Origin of the sequence: Caballeronia sp. DA-9 (assembly GCF_051615025.1) — a bacterium.
In the GTDB taxonomy this organism is placed as follows: domain Bacteria; phylum Pseudomonadota; class Gammaproteobacteria; order Burkholderiales; family Burkholderiaceae; genus Caballeronia; species Caballeronia sordidicola.
On the sequence record NZ_CP195133.1, the window covers coordinates 3039119 to 3053158 of the forward strand.

The 14040-nt window shown below is 61.1% G+C and carries 13 protein-coding genes; 6 read left to right on the forward strand and 7 right to left on the reverse strand.

The annotated features are described in order from the left end of the window. Window positions 1-47 precede the first annotated feature (47 nt). Window positions 48-668, reverse strand: coding sequence for a glycerol-3-phosphate 1-O-acyltransferase PlsY (gene plsY, locus ACRWA7_RS30060; RefSeq protein WP_060858050.1), 621 nt, complete (start codon window positions 666-668; stop codon window positions 48-50). Between the two features lie 50 nt (window positions 669-718). Next, the gene (gene ybaK / locus ACRWA7_RS30065) at window positions 719-1210 is read right to left on the reverse strand and encodes a Cys-tRNA(Pro) deacylase (protein ID WP_438394233.1); all 492 of its coding nucleotides are present in this window, start codon (window positions 1208-1210) and stop codon (window positions 719-721) included. A 125-nt stretch (window positions 1211-1335) separates the two neighbouring features. Between ybaK and ACRWA7_RS30070 the strand changes: the two genes are divergently transcribed. Continuing rightward, the gene (locus tag ACRWA7_RS30070) at window positions 1336-2487 is read left to right on the forward strand and encodes an acyl-CoA dehydrogenase family protein (RefSeq protein WP_438394236.1); all 1152 of its coding nucleotides are present in this window, start codon (window positions 1336-1338) and stop codon (window positions 2485-2487) included. A 1-nt stretch (window position 2488) separates the two neighbouring features. Next, on the forward strand, window positions 2489-4009 hold the full coding sequence (locus tag ACRWA7_RS30075; RefSeq protein ID WP_438394238.1) for a class I adenylate-forming enzyme family protein: 1521 nt from the start codon (window positions 2489-2491) through the stop codon (window positions 4007-4009). A 17-nt stretch (window positions 4010-4026) separates the two neighbouring features. On the opposite strand, the gene xerD is transcribed toward ACRWA7_RS30075, so the two are convergent. Then, window positions 4027-4950, reverse strand: coding sequence for a site-specific tyrosine recombinase XerD (xerD, locus tag ACRWA7_RS30080; RefSeq protein WP_099050600.1), 924 nt, complete (start codon window positions 4948-4950; stop codon window positions 4027-4029). A gap of 23 nt (window positions 4951-4973) precedes the next feature. After that, complete coding sequence (gene queG / locus ACRWA7_RS30085; RefSeq protein ID WP_438394240.1) at window positions 4974-6218, reverse strand: tRNA epoxyqueuosine(34) reductase QueG; 1245 nt, start codon at window positions 6216-6218, stop codon at window positions 4974-4976. 17 nt (window positions 6219-6235) lie between these two features. On the opposite strand from queG, the gene tsaE reads away from it, so the two are divergent. Next, window positions 6236-6790 carry a tRNA (adenosine(37)-N6)-threonylcarbamoyltransferase complex ATPase subunit type 1 TsaE gene (gene tsaE, locus ACRWA7_RS30090; RefSeq protein WP_060858045.1) on the forward strand — a complete coding sequence of 185 codons (555 nt, stop codon included), beginning with the start codon at window positions 6236-6238 and terminating at the stop codon, window positions 6788-6790. Then, a complete protein-coding gene (locus ACRWA7_RS30095; RefSeq protein ID WP_438394243.1) occupies window positions 6772-8316 on the forward strand; it encodes an N-acetylmuramoyl-L-alanine amidase in 1545 nt (514 codons plus the stop codon). Before tsaE ends, ACRWA7_RS30095 begins: the two co-directional genes overlap by 19 nt. Window positions 8317-8332: 16 nt before the next feature. Here ACRWA7_RS30095 and ACRWA7_RS30100 read toward each other — a convergent pair whose 3' ends face one another. Then, window positions 8333-9214 carry an EamA family transporter gene (locus ACRWA7_RS30100; RefSeq protein WP_438394245.1) on the reverse strand — a complete coding sequence of 294 codons (882 nt, stop codon included), beginning with the start codon at window positions 9212-9214 and terminating at the stop codon, window positions 8333-8335. A gap of 232 nt (window positions 9215-9446) precedes the next feature. After that, the gene (locus tag ACRWA7_RS30105; protein ID WP_438394246.1) at window positions 9447-9722 is read right to left on the reverse strand and encodes a hypothetical protein; all 276 of its coding nucleotides are present in this window, start codon (window positions 9720-9722) and stop codon (window positions 9447-9449) included. A 178-nt stretch (window positions 9723-9900) separates the two neighbouring features. Here ACRWA7_RS30105 and ACRWA7_RS30110 point away from each other — a divergent pair, with 178 nt between their 5' ends. Further along, complete coding sequence (locus tag ACRWA7_RS30110) at window positions 9901-10800, forward strand: pirin family protein (protein WP_438394249.1); 900 nt, start codon at window positions 9901-9903, stop codon at window positions 10798-10800. A gap of 13 nt (window positions 10801-10813) precedes the next feature. Here the strand turns inward: ACRWA7_RS30110 and ACRWA7_RS30115 are convergent, their stop codons facing one another. Further along, a complete protein-coding gene (locus ACRWA7_RS30115) occupies window positions 10814-11548 on the reverse strand; it encodes an AraC family transcriptional regulator (protein WP_063493277.1) in 735 nt (244 codons plus the stop codon). 245 nt (window positions 11549-11793) lie between these two features. Between ACRWA7_RS30115 and ACRWA7_RS30120 the strand changes: the two genes are divergently transcribed. Then, window positions 11794-14028, forward strand: coding sequence for a TonB-dependent siderophore receptor (locus tag ACRWA7_RS30120; protein WP_082850621.1), 2235 nt, complete (start codon window positions 11794-11796; stop codon window positions 14026-14028). The last annotated feature ends 12 nt before the right edge of the window (window positions 14029-14040 follow it).

Genomic DNA, 14040 nt, shown 5'->3' on the forward strand with positions numbered 1-14040 from the left:
CAGGAAAGCCGCCTTACAGGCGGCTTTCCTGTATGCAGGTCTGGCTATCAAGACGCTTCTGTCGCCGCCTTCTTTTGCCCGATCCTGCTCTCTTTCCCGTCGAGCAACTTCTTGATATTGCCGCGATGCCGCCAGATCAAGAGCGCGCTCATGGCAGCAACGGCTAGCGATATACGACTCGGCCCAAACAGGAATACGTCGAAGAAAGGCGCAAATACCGCCGATACCAACGCCGCCAACGACGAATACCGGAAGAAGAAAGCGATGATTACCCATGTCAGCAACGTCGCCAGCCCGAGCACCGGATGAATCGCCAGCAGCACGCCCGCCGCGGTTGCAACGCCCTTCCCGCCCTGGAATCTAAAGAATATCGGATAAAGGTGCCCCAGAAACACAGCGATGGCCGCAAGCGCAATGGCCGTGGAATCGAGCCCGAAGCGCGCGCCGAAGTGCACGACAAGCCATACCGCGAGCCAGCCCTTGAAGGCGTCGCCAAGCAGGGTAAGCACCGCAGCCAACTTGTTCCCTGTGCGCAGCACGTTCGTTGCGCCCGGATTTCCCGAGCCGTACGAACGTGGATCGGCGAGACCCATGGCCGAGCTCACCACGACCGCAAACGAGATCGACCCGATCAAATAAGCCAGCACAGCGACAATCACATTGTTCATCGATTTCTTCTTATCTTCGAATACAAAAGCGGAACTTCAGGACGCGCATTTTAATCGACGCTTGCGCAATTCACGGGCGTGGCTTTCAGCAATTCGGTCAATACCCGCGGCCTGATGCTCACCAGATACCCGCGCCGCCCGCCGTTGAGATAAATCTGGTCGAGATCGAAAATACTGCATTCCACGTAAACCGGCATGGCTTTTCGCGTACCGAATGGCGACGTGCCGCCGATCAGGAATCCCGAGTGCCGGTTCGCGACTTCGGGCTTGCACGGCTCGACGCGCTTGGCTCCAATCTGCCTCGCGAGATTCTTCGTCGACACGGTTTTGTCGCCATGCATGAGCACGATCAGCGGCTTTGCGTGCTCGTCCTCCATCACCAGCGTCTTCACCACGGAATGCTCATCTACACCAAGCTGACGCGCCGATTCCTCGGTGCCCCCATGCTCGACATATTCGTAAGGATGTTCGCCAAACTCGACCTTGTGCCGACGCAAAAATTGCGTCGCGGGCGTTTCGGAAATGTGTTTTACCTTGGACATGGCGGCATTGTAGCGGCGCGAAAGCCCGGCCACCATCGGCCAAACGGCCAATTGTGCGAGCCGATTTACTGTGGCACGATCGTTCGGAAATGCCTGCACAGGCCGAGCCACCCGGGAGATTTAACGTGATTCGCGATTCAGAAACCCAGACGCTGCTCGAAGATGCCATCCGCCGTTTCGTGCGCGAAACGCTCGTGCCGCGCGAAGCCGAAGTGGACGAAACCGACCAGATTCCCGCCGATGTCCTGGCCGCCATGCGCGAAATTGGCTTGTTTGGTTTGACGATTCCGGAAGCGTACGGCGGCCTTGGCCTGACCATGGAGGAAGAAGTGCGCGTGGCGTTCGAACTCGGCCAGACGTCGCCGGCGTTCAGATCAGTGATCGGGACGAACAACGGCATTGGTTCCATCGGCATCCTGCTTGACGGCAGCGAGGAACAGAAGCGCCACTATTTGCCGAAACTGGCGGCTGGCGATCTGATCGGCTCATTCTGCCTGACCGAGCCGGATTCGGGCTCGGACGCGGCGTCGCTGAAAACTACCGCCCGCCGCGACGGCGATGACTACGTGCTGAACGGCACGAAGCGCTACATCACGAATGCGCCAGAAGCAGGCATCTATACGGTAATGGCGCGCACGAGCGACGCTAAAGGCGCGAGCGGCATTTCGGCGTTTATCGTGGAGCGTGAATCGCCGGGATTGTCGCTTGGAAAACCCGACAAAAAGATGGGCCAGCGCGGCGCGCATACGTGCGACGTGATCTTCGAGAATTGCCGTATTCCAGCCGGGCAATTGATTGGCGGCGTGGAAGGCGTCGGCTTCAAGACGGCCATGAAAGTGCTCGACAAAGGCCGCCTGCACATTGCCGCCGTGGCTATCGGCGCGGCCAAGCGAATGCTGCGCGACGCCCTCGCCTATGCCACCGAACGCAAGCAGTTTGGCCAGCCTATTGTTGAATTCCAGCTCGTTCAGGCCATGCTTGCCGACAGCAAGACGGAGATTTACGCGGCCGAGTGCATGGTGCTCGACGCAGCGCGCCGCCGCGACGATGGCCGCGACGTATCGGTGGAAGCATCATGCGCAAAATACTTCGCGACCGAAATGTGCGGCCGGGTGGCGGATCGCGCGGTGCAGATCCATGGCGGCGCAGGATATATCTCGGAATACGGCATCGAGCGGTTTTATCGCGATGTGCGATTGTTCCGGCTTTACGAAGGAACGTCGCAGATTCAGCAGGTCATCATTGCGCGCGGCTTGATGCGCGGCACGGAGATTTAAGATGGATATTGATGTTGATGCATTGCTCAGCGCGCTGCCCAGGCGAATCTCGGATATTCCCGCGCGTCTCGCCGCGCGCGATCCGGACCACGTCGTGCTGACCGAAGACGGGCGGCGATTGAACGCCGCGCAATTGGTGGATGCCGTCAATGAGACCGCGAATCAGCTTGCCGAACTTGGCGTGAAAGGCGGCGATCGCGTGATGATCGTGAGTGAGAATTGCATTGCGCAGGTGGTGCTGATGTTCGCGGCCGCAAAGCTCGACGCATGGTGTTTGCTTGCGAACGCACGGCTTTCGCCAGGCGAAGCAGATGCCATTCGCGATCACGCACAGCCGCGCGTGGTGGCGTTTACCGTGGATGCATCGAAGGACGCGGCAAGCCACGCCGAGCGTCTGGGCGCTGTGCCGGGCGCTGCCGCATGGCATTTCATTGTCGATGACACCGTCTTGCCCGAACCCGTTCATCAAGATGCCGCCCGGCAATGCGCCGCGCTGATCTACACCACGGGCACGACCGGCGCGCCGAAAGGCGTGATGCTCTCGCATCGGAATCTGCTGTTCATCGCGGCGATTTCCAGCACATTGCGACGCGTGACGCCCGACGACGTGGTGTACGCCGTTCTGCCGATCACGCACGTCTATGGGCTGGCTTCCGTGTGTCTTGGCAGCTTGTATGCGGGCGCGACGCTCAGGCTCGCGCCGCGTTTCGCGCCCGATGCCGTGCTGTATGCGCTGGCCGAAGAAAACGTCTCGATCTTTCAAGGCGTCCCTGCCATGCACGCCAAGCTCGTCGAGCATGTGCAGGCGAGCGGCACGCCCTGGCGCGCGCCCGCGTTGCGCTTTGCCTATTCGGGCGGCTCTCCGCTCGATCCCGCGTTGAAGACCCGCGTCGAGGCGCTATACAACGTGCCGCTGCACAACGGCTACGGCATGACGGAAAGCAGCCCGACCATCGCGCAGACAATGCTTGACGCGCCGCGCGAGGATTGCGCGGCGGGTCATCCGATACCGGGCATCGAACTGCGTTTTGTCGGAATGGATGGCATTGATGTCCCCTCCGGCGAAGTCGGGGAACTGTGGGTGCATGGGCCAAACGTCATGCTTGGCTATTACCGGAACGAAGCGCAGACGCGCGCGACCGTCACTGAAGAAGGCTGGCTTCGAACCGGCGATCTCGCGCGGCTGGCGGCGGACGGCGCGCTGGTTATCGCGGGGCGCAGCAAGGAGCTGATCATCCGCTCGGGGTTCAACGTGTATCCGGCGGAAGTCGAAAATGTGTTAAACGCGCATCCCGGCGTGCTGCAGTCGGCCGTGATCGGGCGCACGGTCGAGGGCAACGAGGAAGTGATCGCGTTCGTTGAACTGCTGCCCTCGGTGCATGCGCTACCGGATGACATTGTCGCGTGGTGCGCCGCGCGGCTCGCGCCCTACAAGCGTCCAGCGGAGATTCGCGTGCTGGCCGCGCTGCCGGCGGCATCGACGGGAAAGGTGTTGAAGCACAAGTTGAGGGACGAGCTTTAGGCGATCACGCGGGGTGCTCACCCGCGCGGATGATGTTCCTTGTGCAAGGTCCGCAGCCGTTCGCGCGCCACGTGGGTGTAGATCTGCGTGGTCGAGATATCCGTGTGGCCAAGCAGCAACTGCACCACGCGCAAGTCCGCGCCGTGGTTCAGCAAGTGCGTGGCGAACGCGTGCCGCAACGTATGCGGCGAAAGCGGCGCGCGCACGTCGCCGGTGAGTGCGTGGCGCTTGATGATGTTCCAGAACTGCTGCCGGGTCATGCCTTCGCCGCGCGTGGTCACGAACAGCGCGTCGGCGGCACGAGCGCCGAGCAACGCAGGACGCGATTCACGCAGATACCGCTCGATCCAGTCGTGCGCCACCGCGCCGAACGGGATCAGGCGCTCTTTCGAACCCTTGCCCATTACGCGCACCACGCCTTCGTTCAATCCGACTTCAACGGTCTTCAAGGTCACGAGTTCTGTTACGCGCAAACCGCTTGCGTACATCAGTTCCAGCATCGTGCGATCGCGCAGGCCGAGCGCGGTTTCCACGTCGGGCGCGTTGAGCAAGGCTTCGACTTGCGCTTCGTTCAGCGTCTTGGGAAAACGCGGTGCCTGTTTGGCCGAGCGCAGCTTGAGCGTGGGATCGGCCAGCGCGCGATGCTCCCGCAGCGCCCACGCGTAGTAGCGGCGAAACACGGACAAGCGGCGGTTCGCCGATGTCGCCTTGTCGGCGCGGCGGGCGGCGAGATACCCATTCATGTCGGCTTCGGTGGCGGTATCGATATCCGCGCTACGCGTCTTCGATAACCATTGCGCAAAAAGCTTCAAATCCCGCCTGTATGCTTCCAGCGAGTTCTTCGCGAGGCCGTGTTCCAGCCAGAGGGCATCGCAAAAAAGGTCAATCGACGCGCTGCTCGACGTCATTTCCACCTTGCTTATGTCCTCGCTCAGATCCATTCGTACATCCTTTAAGCGTTGCGTCATGTTGCCTGCCGTAGCGCCCATTCCACATGCTCGCGCACAAGCGCCGACGCGTGCGCGGCGCGAGCGTTCAACGCGTCGCGTATTTCAGTGCGCGCGCCGGCATCGAGCGAAGTGGAGCGTAGCGCGTTGCCCATCGCCACCGCAATATTGCGCAACCATTGTTCGTGTCCAATACGACGAATCGCGCTGCCTTGCATGCGTTCATCGAACTCGGCGGCGCTCCAGGCGAACAGCATGACGAGCGACGCGCGATCAAGCCCGTGCCGGACGTCGAAGTCCGCGACCGGCGCGACCTTCGCGAACTTGTTCCACGGACATACGAGCTGGCAATCGTCGCAACCATAAACCCGATTGCCGATCAGCGGCCGCATGTCCTCCGGAATACTGCCCTTCAATTCGATGGTGAGATACGAAATGCAGCGCCGCGCGTCCAGCCTGTAGGGCGCTACGATCGCTTGCGTAGGGCAGACGTCGATGCACCTCGTACAGCTTCCGCAATGCGAACCGTCGTGCTCGGGCGCGTTCTGCGAATTGGTTTCGGCGTCGGCGGGAAGCGCGATATCGACCAGAATCTCACCGATAAAAAACAGCGATCCCGCGTCGCGCTGCAACAGCAACGTGTGTTTGCCGCGCCAGCCGTTGCCGGCCTTTTGCGCCAGCTCGACTTCCAGAACGGGCGCGGAATCCGTGAACACGCGATATCCAAATGGCCCGATTTCAGCTTCGATGCGATCCGCCAGATGCTGCAAGCGGCCACGCATGACCTTGTGATAATCGCGGCCGCGCGCATACACCGACACGACGGCCTCGGCAGGTTCGCCGATGCGCGCCCACTCGGCCGCGCGCCAGTCCGCTGCGTGGAGATCGGCTGTCGAGGCACTTTCCGGCACCTTGCCAATCAGTGTCGATGCCGGCAGATAGGCCATCCGAACTGTAATAACACGTCGCGTACCGGCCACAAGCTCGGCTGGCCTTGCGCGTTTCATCGCATGTTTGGCCATATAATCCATCTCGCCGTGATAGCCTGCTTCGAGCCACGATGCGAGGCCTTCTTCGGCATCCGTCAAGTCGGCGTCGCTGACGCCCACTGCACCGAACCCCAGTTCGCGCCCCCACGCCTTGATGCGCAGCGCGAGTTCAGCCAGCGCGGCTTCGTCATCAGGCCTGAAGCGGCGCAGGTTCCCGGCGGCGTTGTCTGACGCGCGCTCGTGTTCCACAGGGTGTTCCGGCAAACGGTTCATCACGACATTTTACGAGAATGCCCGACAGCCTCACTCGATCGATTGCAAATCCTCCCTCCGCGCTCCTCGAACGCCGCTTCGACCTGCCCGGCGAGGACGCAACGCTCGCGTTTGGTGGCTGCTTCGCGCAGGCCATTCTCAAGGTTCGCGGCGCAAATCCCAACGTGCCTGGCGAACGTTTTCCCGGTTTGCAGGTCCAGTTGACCGGTGACCTGGGCGCGGGCAAAACCACGCTCGTGCGCGCGACGCTGCGCGCGCTGGGTCATGCGGGCCGCGTGCGAAGTCCCACTTACACGCTGGTGGAACCGTATTCGCTAGCCACGCAAGCCGGTCCGCTCGAGCTGTATCACTTCGATCTTTATCGCTTCACCGATCCAGCCGAATGGGTCGATGCCGGCTTTCGCGAATACTTCGAATCAGGCGCGGTCTGCCTGATCGAATGGCCGCAGCGCGCAGGCGGATTGCTGGGTGTGCCGGATATCGAATTCAAGCTGGAACAGGAAGGCGAAGGCCGCGTGCTGACCGCGCGCGCGTTTAGCCAAACAGGAAAGTCATGTCTCGAAAGTTGTTGATCAAGCCTTTTCATTCGATCGAATCGACCGCCACCGCTTCGCACAACTGGCGCCGCCGCCAAGTGCTGCGCGCGGGGGCTTCGACCATTGCGCTGGCGCTGCTCGGGCCCAAGCTCGCGTATGCGAGTTCTGTGCTCGGCGTGCGCGTGTGGCCGGCGCGCGATTACACGCGCGTGACGATCGAGTCGGATCAACCGCTGCAGAACAACCAGCAACTGCTGCAAGGCCCGGACCGGCTCGTGGTCGACCTGAATGGACTGGATCTCGACCAGGCGCTGAAAGACCTCGTCTCGAAGATCACGCCGAACGATCCGCAGATCCAGTCGGTGCGTATCGGACAATATCAGCCGCACGTGGTGCGCATGGTGTTCGACCTGAAGGGCGCGGTGAAACCGCAGGTGTTCACGCTGACGCCTATTGGCAGCTACAAGTATCGGCTGGTCTTCGATCTGTATCCGGCGGTCGCTCCTGATCCGCTCATGGATCTGCTCGCCCAGTCCGAACACAAGCAGCAGGCTATTGACCAGAGCAACCCCAATCCGACCCAGCCGCCCGCTACCCTGGCTGGTCCCGCGACCGCGCCCAAGTCCAACGCGCCGGACAACACCGACGAGTTTTTCCAGAAATATGCGCAGGCCGACGACTTGCCGCGTGCGCCCGCGGGAGCGCCGGCTGCGCCCGCCGCGCCTCTCGCCAAGCCCCGCCCGACGATCAAGCCCGCGCCGCCAACGGCCATTGCAAAGGGCGACTCATCCGATAACGACACGAGCGACGACTACGGCTTCGCCAATCCGAAAGGCGGCAAAGCCGGTACGACGCGCCTGCTTACGGTGGCCATCGACCCGGGTCATGGCGGCGAAGATCCGGGCGCGATTGGCGGCGGCGGCACATACGAAAAGCACATCGCGCTCGACATTGCCAAGAAACTGCGCGCCAAGATCGATGCCCAGCCCAACATGCGCGCCATGATGACGCGCGACAACGATTTCTTCGTGCCGCTCAACGTGCGCGTGCAGAAAGCACGTCGCGTGGGCGCGGACCTGTTTGTGTCCATTCACGCCGATGCGTTCACCACGCCTTCGGCACGCGGGTCGTCCGTGTTCGCGTTGTCGGATCACGGCGCATCGAGCGCAGCGGCGCGCTGGATGGCAAACAAGGAAAATGCGTCGGACTCCATTGGCGGTATCAACGTGACGACGCAGGATGCAAGCGTGAACCGCGCGTTATTCGATATGTCCACGACCGCCCAGATCCGCGATTCCATGCGCTACGGCAACTTCGTGCTCAACGAGATCGGCGACATCAACAAGCTGCACAAAGGCTCGGTGGAGCAAGCCGGTTTTGCCGTGCTGAAGGCGCCGGACATTCCATCCATTCTGGTGGAGACGGCGTTTATCAGTAACCCGGAAGAGGAGCAGCGCCTGAACGACGACGCCTACCGCGACAAGATGGCCAACGCGATCATGAAAGGCATCAAGCGGTATTTCGCCGCGAATCCGCCGTTGGCGAAGAGCCGGATGACGTAACAAGCATGCCGGCGCTTCAGCGCGCCGGCATCAACCGCTGCGTGAGCCACCCGCCAAACACATTCACACAAAGTCCGGCCATCACAAGGACCGCGCCCAGAAACTGCATTGACGTGAGACCTTCGTCGAGCAGCAACGCGGCCGACGCCAGTCCCACAATGGGCACGAGCAGCGAAAACGGTGCGACCTGACTTGCCGGATAACGCCCAAGCAATTTTCCCCACAACGTATAGCCGAGCATTGTCGCGATAAACGCCAGATATACGATCGCGAAAACCGAGGTCAATGAAATGGCCGACAGGCTCGCCTCAATGCGGGCGGGCCCTTCCATCATCAGCGACAAAACCAGGAACGGCAGCGGCGGCACAAGACTCGCCCATACGACGAGCGACAGCAAATCGACCTTGCCCATGCGCTTGGTGATGACGTTCCCCATGCCCCACATTGCCGATGCCGCGAGCGTCAGCAGAAATCCCGCGACCGTCATGGCGTGACCCGCCTGCACGCCGATCACGGCCAGCCCGAACGCGGCAATCAACAAGCCCGCAACGTTCGGCCCGCGAATTTTCTCGCCCAGGATCACGGCGGCAAAGATCAGCGTGAAGAAGGCTTGCGCCTGCAGCACCAGCGACGCGAGACCGGCTGGCATGCCAACGGACATCGCGTAGAAAAGCAGCACGAACTGACCGAGGGAAATGGTCGCACCGTATGCGACCACCCACCAAAATCCGACAGCCGGGCGCTTGATGAAAAATACCGCCGGGAAAGCCACGAGCGCGAATCGCAATGCGCCAAGAAGCATGGGTGGAACGCCGTGCAAACCAACCTTGATCACGACGAAGTTCACGCCCCAGGCGAGAATCACAATCAGTGCGGACAACAAATCCTTGGGCGACACAGCCATCTCCGTGAGTTGTATTCAGTGCTTGCCGGATCCGATCCACCGCGTGTGGCGCGGCGAAAATCCGACCGGACAAGTCGACACTTTAGCGGACGATTTTGCAAACGCGTTGTACAAACTCACGTCATGACCCATTCGGACAAGGCGTGAGTACACCGTTTCGCGCAAAGAAAAAGCGCTTGTGCCGGGTTCGGCACAAGCGCTTGCTTTCAGCTTTTTGACTCAGGAATTACTTGCCCTGGCCGTTCTCCACCGCTGCGCTGGCGCCGGTTTCAACGGCCGGCGTCTTGCTCTTGTTAGCCGATAAACCATTGGACGACTTGTTGGTGCCGTGGCGTTGTGCACGGTGTTTCTTCGTCGGTGCCGCCGTGCCGTCGGTGCTTTGCGACATTGCGCCGGAAGTGTCCGCGCCCGTGGAGTTGCCGCTCGATGTTTGCGCGAAAGTGGCGCTGCTGGCAGCAAGAAGTCCAGCCGTAAGGGCAATCAAAAGCGTATTTTTGGTCATTGTGAGACTCCAATGTGTGCAAGGGACTGTCAAGTAGCGTGTTTCTTCGGGAATTGCGGAAATCATCGACACAACGACGAACCATAGACCTGATGGCCTATAGCCCGGATAACGCTTGCATGCTTCAACTCGGCGCCCAGTAGAATTGCAGTTCCAAATACGCAACCAGGCGTCCCACATGTCTTCCACAATCGAAGCGTTTCTCAAGCCACATCAGCACGACGTTGGCGGCCTTATCGTCCGGCGGGTGTTGCCCGCACTGGCCGTCCGCACCGTCGGACCGTTCATCTTCTTCGACCATATCGGCCCCGCAACGCTCGTGCCCGGCGTGGGACTCGACGTCCGGCCGCATCCGCACATCGGGCTTGCAACGGTGACCTATTTGTTCGAGGGCGCGATCATGCACCGCGACAGCGTGGGTTCCGTGCAGAAAATCTCGCCGGGCGACGTGAACTGGATGACGGCGGGGCGCGGTATCGTGCACTCGGAACGCACGCCGGACGAGGAACGCGCTGCCGGCCAGACCATGCACGGCATCCAGACCTGGGTCGGCTTGCCGGTCAAGGACGAAGAAGTCGAGCCGTCGTTCGAGCATCATCCGGCGGCGGCTCTACCGTTAATCGAGCGCAACGGCGTGAAATTGCGGGTGATTGCGGGCAGCGCGTTTGGCGAAACAGCGCCAACCACCACGTTCTCGCCAACGCTGTATGTGGCGGCGGAATTTTCTCCGGACAGCGCCGTCACGCTCGACACGGAGCACGAAGAACGCGGCGTGTATTTGCTGGAGGGCGACCTCACCATCAACGGCGACGCGTTGCCTGCCGGTCAGATGGCCGTGCTGAAAAGCGGGTTTTCAGCCGATCTGCGCAGCACGAATGGCGCTCTCGCCATGTTGCTGGGCGGCGCGCCGCTCGACGGACACAGGTTCATCGAGTGGAATTTCGTTTCGAGTTCGAAGGAAAAAATCGCGGCCGCGAAAGCCGCCTGGAGCGAGCAGCGAATGGGGCACGTGCCTGGCGAAACGGAGTTCATCCCGTTGCCGGCGCCGCGCCGCGAGGGCAATGCACCGGAAGCGTGAGCCCGTGGTGAGCTCAGTATTTCAGATAGCGCTGGGGGGTTTCGCCCATGGACTTCTTGAACATCGTGATGAAGGCGCTCGCGTTCTGGTAGCCGAGTTCCATCGCGATAGTGGCGACCGGCATCCCCTGAGCGAGCCGCGATACGGCCTCCACAAGCCGTAACTGCTGGCGCCATTGCCCAAAGGTCAACCCGGTTTCTTCCTTGAAAAGCCGGGCGAGCGTGCGTTCGCTTGCCCCGACCCTGTCTCCCCACGTTCCCAATGAATCGGCGTTCGCTGGGTCTGCGATCAGCAGCTCGCAAATCTGACGCAAGCGCCGGTCAGCGGGCAACGGCAGCTTGACGCCGTGGGCCAGCGGCGCGTTCTTCAGTTCGCTGACCAGGAGCGGCGTGATGAGCGTTGCGCGGCTCTCGTGCGGCGTGCTCCGGTCCTCGACCATCGCGGCAACCAGCGCCTGTAACAGCGGCGAAACCGCGAGAACGCGGCACTCCGGGCTCGTCCATGGCGCGGCATCGCCTTCGAAATACAGACTGTGCATGGTTACGTCGCCGACCGCATGCAACTCATGCGCAATACCCGGCGCGAGCCAGAGGCCCAATTGCGGCCCGAGTGTCCACACCCCGATAGGCGTCACCACACGCAGCACGCCATGCGCGCTGAACACGAATTGCGCCTCTTCGTGCAAATGCCACGGTTCGCGGGCGCCATCGGTGTAATCGCGTTTTGCGGCCACAACGGGACGCGACATCCGTCGCTCTTCCCGGCCGGGAGGCTGCAGTTGCATGGGATTGACCGGTAATAATTGCATCGTTTTTCAGCCAAAATTTGTCTGTCTTGCGAAACTTCTTGGCGATACTTTTCGGGATTGCGTCGCTTATCCTATTTTGCGACGAACCAAGGCAGTTTTACCAGCAAAAATAGAAATGATTCGCAATCGCGTTTGTTGAGTCATCCCAGATTGCGATCAACATCGATTTCACAAGGACCAGATAGATGAAGCGGGCGAAGTGCGTGACTGAGAAGCGGGCGGGAAGCATGGCCGGATGGCGGCTGTTGCCAATCGCAGCCGGGGTGATGTTCGCGAATGCGGGATGGGCGCAGTCATCGGCCACAGCCGCGAGTGCGTCCGACGCAACCAACGCCGCCGCGCCGCAATTGCCGCCGGTCGTCGTGCAGGAAAAGCGCGAAGCGCAAACCGGCACCGGGCCGGTTTCGGGTTACGTCGCGACACAGAGCACGGCGGGAACCAAGACCGATACCGCGCTGATCAAGACGCCGCAAAACATCTCGGTGGTGACGCGCGACCAGATGGACATCCAGAACGTGCAGAGCGTGGCTCAGGCGCTGCGCTATACATCGGGCATCAATCCGGAGCAACGCGGCACGAACACGGATTCGCTCGAGTATCTGTACGCGCGCGGTTTTCTCGTCGATGAATTCTGGAACGGCCTGCGCACGCCCGGCCCCGCCGGAGGCTTCGGCTATAACGTGACGAGCTTCGATCCGTATATGTTCGAGCGCATCGAGTTGCTTCACGGGCCGGCGTCTGTGCTGTACGGTCAGGGCTCGCCTGGCGGGACCGTGAATCTGGTCAGCAAGATGCCGACGGCCGAACCGCTTCATGAGGTTGGAATCCAGACGGGCAGCTATGGACGTCTGCAAGGATTCTTCGACTTCAGCGGTCCCGTGGATAAAGACGGCAAGGTCCTCTACCGCCTGACAGCCGACGGATTCAACACGGGCACGCAGACGGACTATGTGAACCAGCAACGTTTCGCCATTGCGCCGAGCATCACGTGGAAGCCGACGAAGGACACGACCTTTACGCTGTACGCCAACTATCAGGCCGACCCGGAAGCGGGCATCTATAACTTCGTGCCGGTCGTCGGCACGATCCAGACCGGCGTGGCGCAACTGCCGCGCAGCTTTTATCCGGGCGAGCCGAGCTTCGACAGTTTCCGCAAGACCCAGGAATCGATCGGATACCAGCTCGATCATCGGCTGAACGACGTGTGGTCGTTCAAGCAAAGCTACCGGTTCCTTCACAACAGCGAGACCGTGCAATACGTCGCCGACGACCTCGGCTACATCAACAACGGCACCGCCCTCGCTCGCGAGACCTACATGAACAGCGGCCGCGTGAACTCGCACACGGTGGACAACCAGGCAACCGCGCGTTTCAACACGGGACCGGTCGCGCATCAGGCGACGGTGGGTATCGATTACCAGAACATTCAGTTCGACCACGTTTTCCTTGGCGACTTTGGCGACACCACGCCGCCGCTCAACATCACCAATCCGCAGTACGGCCAGACCATTCCGTATCCGACAATCATGTTCGCCACATCGAACAAGCAGTCGATCAAGCAGCTTGGCGCTTATGCGCAGGATCAACTCGATATAGGCCGATGGTCACTGCTGCTCGGCCTGCGCGAGGACTGGACCAACGAGGATGCCCAGTCCTACAAGACCGGCGCGTTGACCAGCCAGTTCAACCGCGCATTCACCTGGCGCGCCGGTGGCGTGTACCAGTTCGAGAGCGGCATTGCGCCCTACGCCAGCTACTCGAAGTCGTTCCAGCCGCAGGTCGGTTCGTCGTTCAGCGGACAATCGTTCAATCCCACTACCGGCGAACAATATGAAGTCGGCGTGAAATTCCAGCCGAAGGGCTACAACAGTTTCGTCACGGTATCGGCGTTCCACTTGACGCAGCAAAACGTGCTGACGACCGATCCGGTCAACGTGAACTTCCAGGTCCAGACCGGCGAAGTGCGTTCGCAAGGCTTTGAAGTCGAGGCCCACGCGAGTCTGACCAACAACCTGCAACTGATCGCGAGCTACACATACACGAACTTGCTGAACACAAAGAGCAACTCGAGCAATCTCGACAAGGTGCCGGTCGGCATTCCGCGCAACACGGCCTCTCTGTGGGCGGATTATCTGATGGCGGCCGGCCCGCTTGCCGGTCTGCAGCTTGGCGCAGGCGTGCGCTACATAGGCGGGTCTTATGGCGATACCGCAAATTCATTGCTGACGTCATCGGCTACGTTGATCGATCTGGCGGTGCGCTACGACCTCGGTCGCTCCGTCTTCAACCTGCATGGATGGACCGCGTCGCTCAATGCAAGCAACCTGCTCGACCGCCACTACATGGCGTCGTGCAGTGCGGGTTCGTGCAACTGGGGCCAGGGGCGGCTCGTCCTCGCGGGGCTGAAGTACCAATGGTGATCCGTATTACCC

Bases quoted from the DNA above. Each gene is read 5' to 3' on its own strand.
- ACRWA7_RS30095 (WP_438394243.1), top strand. From the start codon at position 6,772: ATGTCTCGAAAGTTGTTGATCAAGCCTTTTCATTCGATCGAATCGACC.
- ACRWA7_RS30075 (WP_438394238.1), top strand. From the start codon at position 2,489: ATGGATATTGATGTTGATGCATTGCTCAGCGCGCTGCCCAGGCGAATC.
- ybaK (WP_438394233.1), bottom strand. From the start codon at position 1,210: ATGTCCAAGGTAAAACACATTTCCGAAACGCCCGCGACGCAATTTTTG.
- ACRWA7_RS30110 (WP_438394249.1), top strand. From the start codon at position 9,901: ATGTCTTCCACAATCGAAGCGTTTCTCAAGCCACATCAGCACGACGTT.
- ACRWA7_RS30120 (WP_082850621.1), top strand. From the start codon at position 11,794: ATGAAGCGGGCGAAGTGCGTGACTGAGAAGCGGGCGGGAAGCATGGCC.
- ACRWA7_RS30105 (WP_438394246.1), bottom strand. From the start codon at position 9,722: ATGACCAAAAATACGCTTTTGATTGCCCTTACGGCTGGACTTCTTGCT.
- queG (WP_438394240.1), bottom strand. From the start codon at position 6,218: ATGAACCGTTTGCCGGAACACCCTGTGGAACACGAGCGCGCGTCAGAC.
- xerD (WP_099050600.1), bottom strand. From the start codon at position 4,950: ATGGATCTGAGCGAGGACATAAGCAAGGTGGAAATGACGTCGAGCAGC.
- plsY (WP_060858050.1), bottom strand. From the start codon at position 668: ATGAACAATGTGATTGTCGCTGTGCTGGCTTATTTGATCGGGTCGATC.
- ACRWA7_RS30115 (WP_063493277.1), bottom strand. From the start codon at position 11,548: ATGTCGCGTCCCGTTGTGGCCGCAAAACGCGATTACACCGATGGCGCC.
- tsaE (WP_060858045.1), top strand. From the start codon at position 6,236: ATGCCCGACAGCCTCACTCGATCGATTGCAAATCCTCCCTCCGCGCTC.